The organism is Pseudomonas sp. 65/3-MNA-CIBAN-0223, assembly GCF_040310425.1.
Taxonomy (GTDB): Bacteria; Pseudomonadota; Gammaproteobacteria; order Pseudomonadales; family Pseudomonadaceae; genus Aquipseudomonas; species Aquipseudomonas gregormendelii.
This window is the reverse complement of the sequence record NZ_JBEOPV010000073.1, coordinates 1-342: the sequence shown is the minus strand read 5'-3', so window position 1 is coordinate 342 and position 342 is coordinate 1. Positions and strand designations below refer to the sequence as shown.

The 342-nt window shown below is 53.8% G+C and carries 1 protein-coding gene; it reads right to left on the bottom strand.

The features are described 5' to 3' along the window. Positions 1-24: 24 nt before the first annotated feature. On the bottom strand, positions 25-342 hold a 318-nt coding region (locus AAEZ09_RS27970), incomplete at its 5' end, for a Na+/H+ antiporter NhaC family protein (protein ID WP_350601594.1).

Genomic DNA, 342 nt, shown 5'->3' with positions numbered 1-342 from the left:
CTCCTACACCGAATTCAATTCGAGTTACAGTGTCATCGCAGCCAACCATCCAAACGCCATCAACGGCAGGTTGTAGTGCAAAAAGGTCGGAACAACCGTATCCCAGATATGATTATGCTGCCCGTCAGCATTCAGTCCCGCAGTAGGACCAAGCGTAGAGTCAGATGCCGGAGAGCCTCCGTCACCCAAAGCGCCTGCAGTACCGACTAGACTCACGATCGCCAGAGGACTGAACCCTAGCTCCACGCCGAGGGGAACAAAAATAGCGGCGATAATAGGCACCGTTGAGAACGACGAACCGATCCCAATAGTTACCAGCAACCCGACCAGCAGCATCATCAC